Annotated in this window: 16 protein-coding genes; 10 read left to right on the top strand and 6 right to left on the bottom strand. The window is 70.9% G+C overall.

The window, feature by feature from the left end; translation table 11 throughout:
- Positions 1-366 precede the first annotated feature (366 nt).
- The 3 genes from ACYVKL_RS28965 (at position 367) to ACYVKL_RS28955 (ending at position 2,561) form a co-directional block, all read left to right on the top strand.
- Complete coding sequence (locus ACYVKL_RS28965; protein ID WP_379166294.1) at positions 367-936, top strand: copper chaperone PCu(A)C; 570 nt, start codon at positions 367-369, stop codon at positions 934-936.
- Positions 929-2,158: a Dyp-type peroxidase gene (locus ACYVKL_RS28960; RefSeq protein WP_379166293.1), complete on the top strand. Its 1,230-nt coding sequence runs from the start codon at positions 929-931 to the stop codon at positions 2,156-2,158. Before ACYVKL_RS28965 ends, ACYVKL_RS28960 begins: the two co-directional genes overlap by 8 nt.
- Before the next feature lie 70 nt (positions 2,159-2,228).
- On the top strand, positions 2,229-2,561 hold the full coding sequence (locus ACYVKL_RS28955) for a YnfA family protein (RefSeq protein WP_213555779.1): 333 nt from the start codon (positions 2,229-2,231) through the stop codon (positions 2,559-2,561).
- A 154-nt stretch (positions 2,562-2,715) separates the two neighbouring features.
- Here ACYVKL_RS28955 and ACYVKL_RS28950 read toward each other — a convergent pair whose 3' ends face one another.
- The gene (locus ACYVKL_RS28950; RefSeq protein WP_379166291.1) at positions 2,716-3,351 is read right to left on the bottom strand and encodes a TetR/AcrR family transcriptional regulator; all 636 of its coding nucleotides are present in this window, start codon (positions 3,349-3,351) and stop codon (positions 2,716-2,718) included.
- A gap of 118 nt (positions 3,352-3,469) precedes the next feature.
- Between ACYVKL_RS28950 and ACYVKL_RS28945 the strand changes: the two genes are divergently transcribed.
- Both ACYVKL_RS28945 and ACYVKL_RS28940 read left to right on the top strand, forming a co-directional pair.
- Positions 3,470-4,894, top strand: coding sequence for an MFS transporter (locus ACYVKL_RS28945; protein ID WP_379166289.1), 1,425 nt, complete (start codon positions 3,470-3,472; stop codon positions 4,892-4,894).
- The gene (locus ACYVKL_RS28940; protein WP_379166288.1) at positions 4,891-5,577 is read left to right on the top strand and encodes an SGNH/GDSL hydrolase family protein; all 687 of its coding nucleotides are present in this window, start codon (positions 4,891-4,893) and stop codon (positions 5,575-5,577) included. The genes ACYVKL_RS28945 and ACYVKL_RS28940 overlap by 4 nt, the downstream gene beginning before the upstream one ends.
- Before the next feature lie 97 nt (positions 5,578-5,674).
- On the opposite strand, the gene ACYVKL_RS28935 is transcribed toward ACYVKL_RS28940, so the two are convergent.
- Entirely contained in the window at positions 5,675-6,025 is a 351-nt protein-coding gene (locus ACYVKL_RS28935; RefSeq protein ID WP_213555781.1) for a hypothetical protein, read from the bottom strand.
- 208 nt (positions 6,026-6,233) lie between these two features.
- On the opposite strand from ACYVKL_RS28935, the gene ACYVKL_RS28930 reads away from it, so the two are divergent.
- Positions 6,234-7,223, top strand: coding sequence for a glycosyltransferase family 9 protein (locus tag ACYVKL_RS28930; protein ID WP_379166287.1), 990 nt, complete (start codon positions 6,234-6,236; stop codon positions 7,221-7,223).
- Between the two features lie 29 nt (positions 7,224-7,252).
- Here ACYVKL_RS28930 and ACYVKL_RS28925 read toward each other — a convergent pair whose 3' ends face one another.
- Positions 7,253-7,582, bottom strand: coding sequence for an ArsR/SmtB family transcription factor (locus ACYVKL_RS28925; protein WP_379166286.1), 330 nt, complete (start codon positions 7,580-7,582; stop codon positions 7,253-7,255).
- A gap of 183 nt (positions 7,583-7,765) precedes the next feature.
- Here ACYVKL_RS28925 and ACYVKL_RS28920 point away from each other — a divergent pair, with 183 nt between their 5' ends.
- Positions 7,766-8,461 (top strand): M23 family metallopeptidase, encoded by a 696-nt coding sequence (locus ACYVKL_RS28920; RefSeq protein WP_379166285.1) that lies wholly within the window; start codon positions 7,766-7,768, stop codon positions 8,459-8,461.
- Positions 8,462-8,644: 183 nt separating this feature from the next.
- Positions 8,645-9,691 (top strand): hypothetical protein, encoded by a 1,047-nt coding sequence (locus tag ACYVKL_RS28915; RefSeq protein WP_379166284.1) that lies wholly within the window; start codon positions 8,645-8,647, stop codon positions 9,689-9,691.
- Here the strand turns inward: ACYVKL_RS28915 and ACYVKL_RS28910 are convergent.
- Positions 9,642-9,968 carry a hypothetical protein gene (locus tag ACYVKL_RS28910; protein WP_033086730.1) on the bottom strand — a complete coding sequence of 109 codons (327 nt, stop codon included), beginning with the start codon at positions 9,966-9,968 and terminating at the stop codon, positions 9,642-9,644. The two genes, ACYVKL_RS28915 and ACYVKL_RS28910, sit on opposite strands and share 50 nt — an antisense overlap.
- A 196-nt stretch (positions 9,969-10,164) precedes the next feature.
- On the opposite strand from ACYVKL_RS28910, the gene ACYVKL_RS28905 reads away from it, so the two are divergent.
- Complete coding sequence (locus ACYVKL_RS28905; RefSeq protein ID WP_213555785.1) at positions 10,165-10,500, top strand: RNA polymerase-binding protein RbpA; 336 nt, start codon at positions 10,165-10,167, stop codon at positions 10,498-10,500.
- Between the two features lie 142 nt (positions 10,501-10,642).
- Here the strand turns inward: ACYVKL_RS28905 and ACYVKL_RS28900 are convergent, their stop codons facing one another.
- Positions 10,643-11,731, bottom strand: a complete 1,089-nt coding sequence (locus tag ACYVKL_RS28900) for a LuxR C-terminal-related transcriptional regulator (RefSeq protein WP_379166283.1) — start codon at positions 11,729-11,731, stop codon at positions 10,643-10,645.
- 129 nt (positions 11,732-11,860) lie between these two features.
- Here ACYVKL_RS28900 and ACYVKL_RS28895 point away from each other — a divergent pair, with 129 nt between their 5' ends.
- Positions 11,861-12,286 carry an ester cyclase gene (locus ACYVKL_RS28895; protein ID WP_379166282.1) on the top strand — a complete coding sequence of 142 codons (426 nt, stop codon included), beginning with the start codon at positions 11,861-11,863 and terminating at the stop codon, positions 12,284-12,286.
- Here the strand turns inward: ACYVKL_RS28895 and ACYVKL_RS28890 are convergent.
- The gene (locus ACYVKL_RS28890) at positions 12,280-13,077 is read right to left on the bottom strand and encodes an ABC transporter permease (RefSeq protein ID WP_379166711.1); all 798 of its coding nucleotides are present in this window, start codon (positions 13,075-13,077) and stop codon (positions 12,280-12,282) included. The genes ACYVKL_RS28895 and ACYVKL_RS28890 overlap by 7 nt on opposite strands.
- Positions 13,078-13,128: the final 51 nt, after the last annotated feature.

Here is a 13,128-nt window from a genome sequence, read left to right as displayed (position 1 = left end):
CGAATCGTGTGCTGCGCCATCGTCGAATGCGCAGCGCCTGGTAACCGATGCACCCCCACGCTGATTACACCCCGAGCCGAGACCTGGCACGGCGCCGACGGATGCTCACACTGCGGCAGAACATGCCGAGCACAGTGACCCAGGGATACGCCGCGCCGCAACCAGATGCGCCGAACGCGGTGACCGTCGGATACGCCGTACTGCAACCGAATGCGCCGAGCGCACACCGGACGCTGACCCGGCGCTGACGGCCCCGCACGGTGGCCCGAAGCGCCTGGCGCTGACCGAGTGCGTCCCGCGCAGACCCGGTGTCGCCGGATCCCGGGCCGGGGTGGCTTCCCTTCCTACGACATACGGAGTTCTCACATGTCCCAGATGCCCTTCTGCCACAGCTTCCGCTTCCGCACCGGCGGGTTCGCGCGCCGGGTCGGCGCGGCCGCGGCGGTGACGACGCTGGCGCTGCTGCCCGTCGCCTGCTCGTCCTCGCAGACCTCCTCGTCGTCGCCCGCCACCGCGGCGTCGGCGATCAGCCTGACCGATCAGTGGATCAAGGCCGCCGACAGCGGGATGTCGGCCGCGTTCGGCACCCTCGCCAACGCCTCCGATCAGCCGGTGAACCTGGTCGCGGCCAGCAGCCCGGCCTCGGCGCGGGTCGAGATCCACGAGGTCGTGGCCGACGCCTCCGGCGACAAGGCGATGCGCCCCAAGGCGGGCGGGCTGGTCATTCCCGCACACGGCACCGCGATCCTCAAGCCCGGCGCGGAACATCTCATGTTCATCGACCTCGAGGCCCCGCTGCGCACCGGTTCGGAAGCCACGCTGACCCTCACCTTCTCCGACGGCTCCACCAAGACCGTCAACGCGCAGGTGCGCGACTTCGCCGGCGGCAAGGAGAACTACCAGCCCTCCGGCGACAACGCCGCCCACGGTGGCTGACCCGGCAGCGCGGGCGCCCCGGCTGTCGCGGCGACGGCTGCTCGGCGGTGGCGCCGTCGCGGCGGGAGCGGCCGGGGCCGCCGGGATCGGCTGGGGCGCGGCCACTCTCGGCCACCGCGAGCACGATCGCGATCCCGGGCTGGACACGGTCGCCTTCTACGGCCCGCACCAGGCGGGGATCGCCACCGAGCCGCCCCGGCACGCGGCGTTCGTCGCCTTCGACCTGAAACCGGGTCTGGGGCGCGAGGACGTCATCGGGCTGTTGAAGATCTGGACCGACGACGCCGCCCGCCTGACCCAGGGCAAGCCGGCGCTCGCCGACACCGAACCGGAACTGGCCGCGCGGCCGGCCCGGCTCACCGTGACCGCCGGGTTCGGGCCCGGCGTGTTCACCGCGGCGGGATTGCAATCGCAGGCCCCGCACTGGCTGAAACCGTTGCCGCCGTTCACCATCGACCGGCTCGATCCGGCCTGGTGCGGGGGTGATCTGCTGTTGCAGGTGTGCGGCGCGGAGGCGACGACGGTGGCGCACGCGGTGCGGGTGCTGTCCAAGCACGTGAAGTCGCTGGTGTCGGTGCGGTGGGTGCAGCGCGGCTTCCGGGACGCGCCCCAGGGCCAGACCATGCGCAATCTCATGGGCTCGGTCGACGGAACGGTCAACATCGCCCCGGACACACCGGATTTCGATCGCCTGGTGTGGGACGACGGCGCGACGCGGCCGTGGCTGGCCGGAGGGACCTCGATGGTGTTGCGGCGCATCGCGATGAACCTCGACACCTGGGACGAACTCGACTCCGACGGCCGGGCGATCACCGTCGGACGCACCGTCGAGACCGGCGCCCCGCTGTCGGGCACCCGCGAATTCGATGAACCCGACTTCGCGGCCGTGGACCGCTACGGGATCCCCAAGATCCCGCCGTCCTCCCATGTGGCGCGCGCCCACCACGCCCACGACGGGGAGCGGTTCCTGCGCCGCGGCTACAACTACGACGACGCGCCCGCCCCCGGGCACGTGTCGAACTCGGGGCTGCTGTTCGCGTCGTTCCAGCGGGACGTCGACGCCCAGTATCTGCCGGTGCAGCAGCGCCTGGCCGATTTCGACGCCCTCAACCAATGGACCACGCCGGTCGGGTCGGCGGTGTTCGCCATCCCGCCAGGGGTGCCCGGTCCGGGCGGCTATCTGGGTCAGCAGTTGTTCGAGAACGCCCCGGCGCAACCATGATCGCGACCGGTCGGACCGCACGCGGGGCGGTCCGGCCGGTGGCCGGGCACGGACTCTAGGGTGAGCTCCCATGACCGTGTTGCGATCGATCGTGCTGTTCGGGCTGGCCGCCGTCGCCGAAATCGGGGGCGCGTGGCTGATCTGGCAGGGGGTCCGCGAGCACCGCGGCTGGGCGTGGATGGGGGCCGGGGTGCTCGCGCTGGGCTGCTACGGGTTCGTGGCCACCCTGCAACCCGACGCCCACTTCGGGCGGATCCTGGCCGCCTACGGGGGCGTGTTCGTGGCGGGATCGCTGCTGTGGGGCATGGTGTTCGACGGCTTCCGGCCCGACCGGTGGGATGTGGCCGGGGCGCTGGTGTGCCTGCTCGGGGTCGCGCTCATCATGTACGCGCCACGCGGATAGCAAACACGCCGATGCATTGCTCCACGTGAAACCGGCTGCGCCGGAACTGCATTCACGCATCGCACGCATCCGGGCCGCGTCGGGCCGTCGCTGCATCGGGTGCACGATTGCAGCGCTGGAATCGATTACGGATTCGCGCCGGTCAGGCCTGCGATCACTGCTCGGCGGCTGAGCCCAGCAGTGTGTCCACGATGGTGCGCGCGGTCGGCAGCGCCGTCGGATCACCCAGGCGCGCGGCGGTATTGGCCGCCGCCATCACCGCGTCGAACTGGAAGGCCATCGCCTGCGGGTCCACGCCGGGCATCGCGCCCTGCTCCTGGGCGCGGCGAATCTCCTTCGCCAGCACCGCGAACCAGCCGGCGCGATCGGCGGCCAACGCGTCGCGCACCGCGCCCGGGCGGCTGTCGAACTCGGGCACGCACGCGGCGCGGAAGCAGCCGCCGGGCATCACCGGCGCACTCACGTACTCGAACCAGCGGTCCATCAGCGCGCGCAGCCGCGCGATGCCCGGCTCCGCGCTGCGCGCCGGGCGGATGACGTGGTCGATGAACACCTCGCGGGCGGCGGCCACCGCGGCCAGCTGCAGGTTCTCCTTGTTGCCGAACAGCGTCGCGACCCCGGACTTGCTGACGCCCAGGTCCTCGGCCAGGCGCCCGAGACTCAGCCCGGTCAGGCCCTCGACCGAGGCCACGTCGGCGGCGTGGCGGGCGATGCTCGCGCGGGCGCGGTCGCCCTTGAGGCGGCGCTGATCGGAAATCTCCTGGTCGGGAGGCTGCACCGGTTCGTCCATCTATCCATCCTCGCATCACCTGTTGCATAAACGCACGATCGGTCGTACTTTTCAACAATACGAACGATCGTGCGTACAGTTTTGATTCCGGTCCGACCCCTTACGCAGAGAGCCCGTCATGACCGACACCACCCAACGGCCGCCTCTCCCGGACGCCGCCGCACCCCCGACCCCCGCCACCGACCGGCCCGCCCGACTCGCCCTGCTCGTCGCCTCCGGCGCGGCCTTCATGTCCTTCCTCGACCTGTCCGTGGTCAACATCGCCTTCCCCGCCATCACCCGCGACTACCCCGGCACCGCGGCCACCACCCTCACCTGGGTGGTCAGCGGCTACGCCGTCGCCTTCGCCGCCCTGCTCACCCCCGCCGGACAACTCGCCGACACCCTGGGCCGCGGCCGGGTCTTCCTCACCGCCCTGGCCGGATTCGCCCTCACCTCCCTGCTGTGCGCGCTCGCGCCCGGCGCGGACTGGCTCATCGCCGGACGCTTCCTGCAAGGCGGCGCCGCCGCGTTCCTCATCCCCGCCGGACTCGCACTCGTCCTGGGCAGCACCCCGCCCGAACGCGTCGGCATGGCCATGGCCGCCTGGACCGCGGCCGGCGGATTCGCCGCCACCGTCGGCCCGGCCGTCGGAGGCGCGCTCGTCGACTGGTTCGGGTGGCGTTCGGTTTTCGTGATCAACGTGCCCATCGCGGTCGCGCTCATCGCCGCCGGATGGCGACTGGCCCGCGGCGAACACCGGCAACCGCACGGACTGCCCGACCTGCTCGGGGCGGCGGCCACCGGCCTGGGCATCGGCACCGTCGTCGCGGCCGTCACCCAAGGGCAGCAATGGGGTTGGACCGATGTACGTACCCTGGGCAGCGGACTGGGCGGACTCGCCCTGCTGGCCCTGGCACTGTGGCGCTCGCGGCGGCATCCCCGCCCGGCCATCGCCATCGGACTGTGGCGCAGCCGCAGCTACGCCCTCGTCAACGCTGTGTCCTTCGTCTTCGGCGCCACCATGTTCGCGTGGCTGCTGGCCGGACCACTGTGGCTCGACGCGGTGTGGCAGTACTCGGTGCTGCGCGCGGCCGCGGCGATGAGCGTCGGCGCGGTCGCGTCCATGATCACCGCGGTACTCGCCGGACGCGCACCCGTGCCCTGGCAGCGGTGGCTGGGCGTACTGGGCGCGTTGATGTTCGCCGCCTCCACCTTCTATATGAGCACTTCGGCATTCGACGCCACCCCCGCACTGTGGTCGGCGTGGGTGCCCGCCGGGATCCTCGGCGGCGGCGGGATCGGCATCCTGGTCACCGTGCTGGGCACCGCCGCCGCGCGCTCGCTGCCGCCGCAACGGTTCGCCGCCGGAGTCGGCATGAACATCACCGCCCGCCAATCCGGCGGCGCGCTCGGAGTCGCCTTGCTGGCAGCGGTTTTCGCCGCCCATCCCCGAGAACCGCTGACGGCATTCCACACCCTGTTCGCTCTGTGCGCCGCCATCGCCCTCGCCACGGCCGTGCTCGCGGCGCTGCCGATCCGCACCCAGGAGCCCACCCCATGACCGAGCGCACCGAAACCACCGACCCGTACACACTCGCCGACGCCGCGGCCGCCGCCATGCTGCAGACCGTGCCGTTCCGGCGGCTCGCCGTCATCGGCGACTCCACCGCCGCCGGCACCGGCGACCCGTGGCCCGGCTACGAAACCCGGCCCTGGGCAGACCGATTGGGCCACTGGCTGCAAGCCGCCCACCCCGGCGCGGGCTACCTCAACTCCGGGGTGCCCGGCGCGGTCATCGCCGAGGTGCGCGAGCAGCAACTCGGCGCGCTCGACGCGTTCGGCCCGGACCTGGTGATCATCAGCTGCGGCGGCAACGACCTGTTCCTGCGTGGGGCCGAGATGCCCGACGTGGAGACCGCCCTCGACGAGCTGTGCGAGCGGGCCACCGCGACGGGCGCACAACCGATGATGTTCACCCTCGCCGACCGCTTCATCGGGCGCATGGCCCCGTTCCAGCCACGGTTCGCCGAATTCGCCGACATCGTGCGCCGGGTCGCGCACCGCCACGACGCCCTGCTCACCGAATTCTGGGACCACCCCGCGCGACTGCGCCCCGACTGGCTCTCCGCCGACCTGATCCACCTCACCATGGCCGGGCACGCCGTCGTCGCCGCCGAACTCGCCAAGACCCTCGCCCGCCACGCCGCCCGCGACCTCCCGGCACAGCTCATCGCCCGGCCCTGACCCGGAAACGACCGATGCCGCATCGAGTGCACGATTGCACTCGATGCGGCATCGGTGGTTCGCTAACCGATTGTCGCGCTTGCCCTCTCGCCGAGGGTCACTTCCACAGGGCCGCGATCAGCACGTTCAGGATCGCCAGGCCACCGGCCGCGTGGGTCATCCACGCCACCTCCTTGCCGCGCTTGGCATCCGCGCGCCCCATCTCGGCGAACGCGGCGACCGCCACGGCCACCACCAGTTTGGTGATGATCTTCGCCATGTTCGGGTCCTTGTGCAGCGAATCGATCGACTCGGCCATGCCGACCAGGATCACGCCGGTGAGGACCTGCACGCGCGCGCCCCACACCATCAGTTCCGACACCCGCGGCTGCGCGGCGGCATACCCGCCGACCACGGCCGCCATACCCAGCAGATGAGCCGTCACCATGAGGTTGTAGACGAAGGTCATGAGACCACACGGTAATCGATCGACCCCCTTCAACGACAGCCGGTAGTACCTGCGATTCTCGTTCCGCCACACCGGCGTCCACCGGACGATTCGTGCGAACCGGTCCGCGGGTTTCGCCCCAGGACAGGCCGGGTAGTCCTCACCCGATGGTCCCCACACGTGGTGGACCGCAAGGTTCGCGGGCAGCGTGGCGGCTAGGAGAGGTTCAGTGGCGGTTGTACTAGTGCTGCGGGCACGCGGACTCGGTGACCTGCTCACCGCGGTCCCCGCCCTGCGTGCGTTGCGCCGGGCCCGGCCCGGCGATCACATCGCACTCGCCGCCCCCCACCGCCTCAAATCGATCGTCGACCTCATCGCCTGCGTCGACGAGATGGTCCCCGTCGGCGACCCCGTCGCCCTGCGCTGGGACGGTCCGGCACCCGCCCTCGCGGTCAACCTGCACGGCCCCGGCGCCGACGGCATCGTCGAACTGTCGCGCACCGCGCCCGACCGCATCCTGACCTACCGCAATCCGTCCTTCCCCGACCTGCCCGGCCCCGCCTGGGAACCCGACATGCACGACGTGGATCGCTGGTGCCATCTGCTCGAATCCGACGGCATCGCCGCCGACCGCCGCAACCTCGGCCTGGTTCCGCCGGTGGCCACCACCAGCCACCGCGACGCCGTGGTCGTGCACATCGGCGCGGGCGCGGCCGCCCGGCGCTGGCCCGCGGACCGCTTCGCCGCGGTCGTCCGCCACCTGCTGGTCCAGGATCGCGAAGTCGTGCTGACCGGTGACGAATCCGAACGCGAGACCGCACTCGGCGTCGCCTCCCGCGCGGGACTCTCACCGGCGCGAGTCCTCGCAGGACAACAGAACCTCATCGAACTGGCCGCTACCGTCGCCGAAGCCGCCCTCGTCGTGTGCGGCGACACCGGCGTCGCACACCTGGCCACCGCCTTCGGCACCCGCACCGTGCTGTTGTTCGGCCCCAACCCGCCCAGCCGCAGCGGCCCGCCCCCGCACCTGCTCGGCCGCCACGCCGTGCTGTGGGCCGGCCAGGCGGGCGACCCCGACGCCGAGGACATCGACCCCGGACTGCTGAAGATCGGCGTCCCGGAAGTGGTCAACGCCGTCGACAAACAACTGCGCAAACGCCCCTGGCCCGGCACGGGCCTCGACCGCCGAGCCCAGCAGGCCTACCGCCGCGTCGGCTGACAGCCCATTGCGGCGCGCACCCGGGCCCGCTACTGCTCGGGTGGCGGCTCGGCCTCCGCGGTGGACAGCGCGGCCGAATAGGCGGCGATAGCACTCGGCCAGAACTGTTCGAGATAGTCGCGGGCGTCGGCCAGGCCGCGCGGGTCCAGGGAGTAGAGGCGGCGGTTGCCCTCCGGCCGCATCATGACCAGGCGGGCCTCGCGCAGGATCTTCAGATGCTGGGAGACCGCCGAGCTGGTGACGCCCAGCGCCTGGGCGATCTCACCGACCGACTTCGGCCCCTGCGGCAGGGTCTCGAAGATCGCGCGCCGGGTGTCGTCCGCGAGCGCACCGAGCACCTTCACTCCGTTAGTGACCACTTACCTAGAGTGCCGTCGAGTCGAGGTCGACGTCAATACACGCGTAACCATCACAGGCCAACGTCATCCCGGAATTACCCGCGTGTCGTTATCGGACTGTAACTAGCGAACTGGGCTTTTGTACCAACGTGACGGTCGCAACAGGGTTTCTTAACCGAAGCTGAGATCTCGTAGCTTCGAGACATGCCCGTAACCGATTCGTTATCCCGCTTCCGGGGAACCAGCCGATACCGAGCAGCCGCGACCCGTGCCGCCGCCGTCACCGCCCTCGTCGGCGCCTCGATGGCCGCCCTCGCTGCCACCAGCCCCGACGCCCACGACCCCGTGGCCATCGCCTCCGCCTCCGCGGACACCCAGTTCACCGCGTTCACCCCGCGCGAGGCCCAGGAGCCTCAGATCGTGCCGCAGCCGGTGCTGGACTACCTGAGCAGCCTCAACATCCAGCTGCCCCCACTGCCGGGCCTGCCCACCCCGGGCCACCCCGCCACCGTGCGCCCCGTCGACGGGCCGCTCACCTCCGGCTTCGGCATCCGCTGGGGCGCCATGCACGCCGGCATCGACTTCGGCGAGGGCTTCGGCGCCCCGATCCGCGCCGTCACCGACGGTACCGTCATCGAGGCCGGCCCCGCCTCGGGCTTCGGCCTGTGGGTGCGCGTGCAGCAGGACGACGGCACCATCGGCGTCTACGGCCACATGCAGGACATCCTGGTCCAGGTCGGCCAGCCGCTGCGGGCCGGCGACGTGCTCGCCACCGTCGGCAGCCGCGGCTACTCCACCGGACCGCACCTGCACTACGAGGTGCACACCGCCCCCGGCTCGCCCATCGACCCGATCGGCTGGCTGGCCGCGCGCGGCGTCGACTTCGGCGTCGCCGACTAGGCACCGGCCCGCTCCGAGCACCGATGAGGGGTGCACGGATCGACCCGTGCGACAACACCATTCGCACCACCCGAGCACAGCCCCGGCCCCTACCGCCGGGGCTGATCTCATACCCGGGTACGGGGTCGCAGCCCCACCGCCGGGGGACGTGGCGCGGCGGGCCGCGAACCTACCGTCACCTCCATGACCACGCTCGATCGTCCGACGCTCGCGCCGCTCACCGCCCCCGCACCCCGGCGCCGGCTGCACCGGCCCCTGCTCGCCACCACCGCCGCCATGGCCGCCCTGGCCCTGTTCTGCCTGTGCGCCATGGTCTTCGACGACCGTGTGCTGCTGGGTGAGACGGTGTGGCTCAAACCGCTCAAATTCGCCATCGCCATGGTCCTGTACTGCGGCACCCTGGCCTGGCTGGTGGCGTTCCCGCATCGCGGGCAACGCCTGACCTGGTGGATGGGCGTCGTGTTCGCCGCCACCGCCGTCGTGGATGTCGGGTTCGTCGTGGTGCAGGCCGCGCGCGGCACCTTCAGCCACTTCAACACCCAGACCGACGCGGTCAACACCATCGGCCAGTGGGTGTTCATGACCGGCGTGCCGGGACTGTTCCTGGCGAATCTGGTGATCGCGGTGACCCTTTCGTGGCAGCGCGTCACCGACCGGGCCACCTCGATGGCCATCCGCGCGGGCCTGGGCATCGCGGTGTTCGGGATGGCGCTGGGCTACCTGATGGGCTACAGCGGCAAACAGCAGACCACCGACGCCTACGGCCGCCCGGTCACCCTGGCCGCCGGCCACACCGTGCAGCACGGGCAGCCCGCGCTCCGCGACGGGGTCGCCGACATGCCGGTCACGCACTGGAGCACCGCCGGCGGCGATGTGCGGATCGCCCATTTCGCGGGGCTGCACGGCATTCAACTGCTCATCGTCGCCGCCATCGTGCTCGCCCGGCTGGCCCCCACGGTGGGATGGCTGCGCGCCGAACGCACCCGCGCCCGCGTGATCGGGGTGTTCGCGCTCGGCTACACCGGACTGGTGGCGGTGCTGCTGTGGCAGGCACTGCGCGGACAGCCGGTGACCGCGCCCGACGGTGAAACCCTCACCGCGCTCGGCCTTGTCACCGCCGTCACCGCCGCGGGCATCGCCCTGGTGTACGCGCTGAGCGGGCGCGCCCGGCGCACCGAGGTCAGCGCAGCCGCTCGGCCTCACGGGTCAACGCCACCAATGTCGCGGTGAGATCGGCGAGTTCGATCATCTCCGCACCCTCGGACACGGCCGTGGCCACGTCCTCGGCGGCGCAGCGGGCAGCGAACCAGCGGTCGGACAGATCCGACACCTCCTGGGCGCTCAGGACCACCGAATCCTCGGGAATACCGGTGCCCTTCACGCTGTTTCGATGCTCGTACGCCCGCTGGCGACACGATTGCCGGCAGTACCGGCGGCGGCGTCCGATCTCCGATTCGGCGATCTCCCGCCCGCACCACTGGCAGCAGGACAGCACGCGTCGAGACATGGTCCGACACATTAGCGGTTCCGGGCCCCGACCGGGTGGAAGGGCACGCCGCAGCAAACCGGGCGACCCGCACGGGTAGGATGGCAGGGTTCTCCCCACGGGAACCGAAACGTGCACGGCTGCGTTGACACCATGTACCGCAGCTGCAGAAACACTGAAGTAGAACATTGCCGACAGGCGAGAAGGGACCGCACTCATGGCAGATCGCGTACTCCGGGGGTCTCGGCTCGGAGCGGTGAGCTACGAGACCGACCGCGACCACGACCTGGCGCCGCGTCGGATGGCGCGGTACCGCACCGACAACGGCGAGGAATTCGACGTCCCGTTCGCCGACGACGCGGAGATCCCGCCCACCTGGCTGTGCCGCAACGGCCAGGAAGGCACCCTCATGGAGGGAACCACCCAGGAGCCCAAGAAGGTCAAGCCGCCGCGCACCCACTGGGACATGCTGCTCGAGCGTCGCAGCAAGGAAGAGCTCGAGGAGCTGCTGCAGGAGCGCATGGACCTGATCAAGTCCCGCCGCCGCGGCTGACCGCCCAGCGACGAACCACACGGATCCCCCGCACCGATCGGTGCGGGGGATCCGTCGTGTATCGGGGGCGCGCGGCGGCCCGGCACCGCACGGGCCGATCCCGTCCCCACCGGCTCGGGACCCGGGCAGCGCGCGGTCGAGATCAGTGCGGTGAGCCGTAGTGGGCGGCAAGCAGATTGGCGACCAGGTCGCGGCGGCTGCGGACGCCGGACTTCTCGAAGATCGACTTCAGATGCTGCTGCACCGTCAGCGGCGACACCACCAGGGCGTCGGCGATCTGCCGGGTCGAATTGCCCGCCAGCACCAGCGCCGCGATCTGCTGCTCGCGCGGAGTCAGCGGGTAGGCCGCGAGTTTCAGCGGCGCGATCTCCGGGGCGCGGGCAGGTTCCAGGATGACCGCGATCGGGCCGCCCGCATCCGCGCCGGGATCGGTGTGCAGCCGGGAGGCGTGGGCCACCAGCCAACGGCCCGACCGGGTGCGCAGTCGAATACGCGGCACCGCAGGCGAATTCGGGTCCTGTTCCAGGCTGCGCAGCCGCATCGCCACCGCCACGATGGCCTGCGGCAGCGCGGCGCGGGCCGGGTGATCGGCGACCTCGGCGAGCAGGACACTCGCCTCGGGGGTGCGCGCGAGCAGGGTTCCCGCGTCGTCGAGCAGCAGCAGGCCGGGGGCCGGATGGCCGTCGGCGCCGGAATCCACCTCCGACAGCAGCACCGCCGCGCGCAGGCCCTCGGCCAGATGCGCGGTCATCGACCGCACGAACACGATCTCGTCGGGCCGGAAGCCGGCCGGAGACGGTTCCCGGTGCAGGCACAGCACACCCCAGCAGGCGTCCCCGGTCCGCAACGCCGCCCGCAGTTCGTCACCCATGCCGAGCGGGGTCAGGATGTCGCGGTAGCGGGCGCTGGCGTCGGGCGTGCCCTCGGTGGCGTCGAACAGGGAGCGGACCGGGTCGGGCGCGGTGGCCAGCACCCGGAAATGGTTCACGTCCGGGTCGAGGAACTCGTTGGCCAGGAACAGCGGTGTCGCCGATTCGGGGATGGCGTCGATGACCGAACCGGTGAACAGGACGGTGGCCGGGTCGGTGGTGGCAGCCCAGTAGGCGGCGATCGGGACGGCCGCGCGCAGGGCGGTGAGGGATTCGCTCAGGACGGTGTCGGCATCCAAGCCGGAATGACACAGGCGGACGATGTCTCGCCGTGCCCGATCGGTCGATCGGTGCTGTCCCATCACCTCAGGCTACGACCGCGCCACCACCCGCGGGATACCAGTTTTCTGGAATGTTCTCCGCCGCCGCGGCCGCGCACAGTCGATGCATGGGGCTCATCCCGAGCCGCGACATCGAGTCGAGGAGAGATCATGTCCGAATCGAACAAGGCGCTGGTACAGCACTTCGTCAACGAATTCTGGAGCGGGGGCCGGCTGGCGGCAGCCGATGAACTGATGGCCGCCGACGTCGTCATCCACGCCCCCGAGGTCGGCGGCATCGAGGGCTTGAAACAGTTCAACACCGCCGTGCGGACCGCCTTCCCCGATTGGCACGCGACCGTGGAAGAGCTGCTGGCCGAGGACGATCGGGTGGTCGAACGCTGGACCGGGCACGGCACCCAGCTCGGCGAGTTCCAGGGCATCCCCGCGACCGGCCGCACGGTGGCGGTGCCCGGCGTCGTGTTCTACCGCGTCCGCGACGGCCGGATCACCGAATTCCGTGGATCTTTCGACGTGTTCAGCATGCTGGGCCAGCTGGGCGCGCTGCCGGAACCGGAGGCCCAGCCTGTTCAGTGACTGGCGACCTTGCGATACTGCAGCAGCGCCATCGGCACCGAGATCGCGAGGATGCCCAGCGAACACAGGATCGAGTACTCGACGCAGTGGTCGGCGGGCCAGCCGGTGGCCGGGGTGAACGAGGGCGGCGACCCGTTGCCGAACAGTTTGCGCCCGGCCGCCGACACCGCGGTGATCGGATTCCAAGCGGCGACCGTGCGCAGCGGCCCCGGCAGCGTCTCCCCGGAGATGAACGCCGAGGAGATGAACGTGAGCGGGAAAAGCCAGATGAGCCCGGCACTCTGGGCCACCTCGACACTGGGCGACATCAGCCCGGTGATCGCCCCGACCCACGACATGGCGAACGCGAACAGCAGGATCACCCCGAACGCCAGCACCGCGTCCATGATCGCGCCGTTGATCCGCCAGCCGACCACGTACCCGCAGGCCACCATGACCGCCAACGCCAGAATGTTGACCACCAGATCCGACAGGGTGCGGCCCATCAGCACCGCCAGCCGCGACATGGGCAGCGTGCGCATCCGGTCGATGATGCCCTTGTGCAGGTCGTTGGCCAGTCCGACGGTGGTGAACGCCGCGTTGAAAGCGACTGTCTGGGTGAAGATTCCGGCCAGCAGGAACTCCCGGTACTGACTGCCGCCCAGGGACGCGCCGAAGATGTAGGCGAACAGGAACACGAACATCAACGGCTGGATGGTCGCGGTCACCAGCAGGGTGGGCACGCGCAGGATGGTGAGCAGGTTGCGATAGGCGACGATGGCGCTGTCGCGCACCACCCGCGGCAACAGGATGGCGGGCCCGTCGGTGGGCTGCCGGCCCTGCTGGACCGCGGCGGGCGCCGC

The sequence above is a fragment of the Nocardia tengchongensis genome (assembly GCF_054781395.1).
This window is presented reverse-complemented; position numbering and strand designations above follow the sequence as displayed.

Coding starts and splice junctions, on each gene's coding strand:
- ACYVKL_RS28940 (WP_379166288.1), top strand. CDS start 4,891: ATGACCGAGCGCACCGAAACCACCGACCCGTACACACTCGCCGACGCC.
- ACYVKL_RS28895 (WP_379166282.1), top strand. CDS start 11,861: ATGTCCGAATCGAACAAGGCGCTGGTACAGCACTTCGTCAACGAATTC.
- ACYVKL_RS28920 (WP_379166285.1), top strand. CDS start 7,766: ATGCCCGTAACCGATTCGTTATCCCGCTTCCGGGGAACCAGCCGATAC.
- ACYVKL_RS28910 (WP_033086730.1), bottom strand. CDS start 9,968: ATGTCTCGACGCGTGCTGTCCTGCTGCCAGTGGTGCGGGCGGGAGATC.
- ACYVKL_RS28900 (WP_379166283.1), bottom strand. CDS start 11,731: ATGGGACAGCACCGATCGACCGATCGGGCACGGCGAGACATCGTCCGC.
- ACYVKL_RS28955 (WP_213555779.1), top strand. CDS start 2,229: ATGACCGTGTTGCGATCGATCGTGCTGTTCGGGCTGGCCGCCGTCGCC.
- ACYVKL_RS28905 (WP_213555785.1), top strand. CDS start 10,165: ATGGCAGATCGCGTACTCCGGGGGTCTCGGCTCGGAGCGGTGAGCTAC.
- ACYVKL_RS28945 (WP_379166289.1), top strand. CDS start 3,470: ATGACCGACACCACCCAACGGCCGCCTCTCCCGGACGCCGCCGCACCC.
- ACYVKL_RS28950 (WP_379166291.1), bottom strand. CDS start 3,351: ATGGACGAACCGGTGCAGCCTCCCGACCAGGAGATTTCCGATCAGCGC.
- ACYVKL_RS28915 (WP_379166284.1), top strand. CDS start 8,645: ATGACCACGCTCGATCGTCCGACGCTCGCGCCGCTCACCGCCCCCGCA.
- ACYVKL_RS28965 (WP_379166294.1), top strand. CDS start 367: ATGTCCCAGATGCCCTTCTGCCACAGCTTCCGCTTCCGCACCGGCGGG.
- ACYVKL_RS28935 (WP_213555781.1), bottom strand. CDS start 6,025: ATGACCTTCGTCTACAACCTCATGGTGACGGCTCATCTGCTGGGTATG.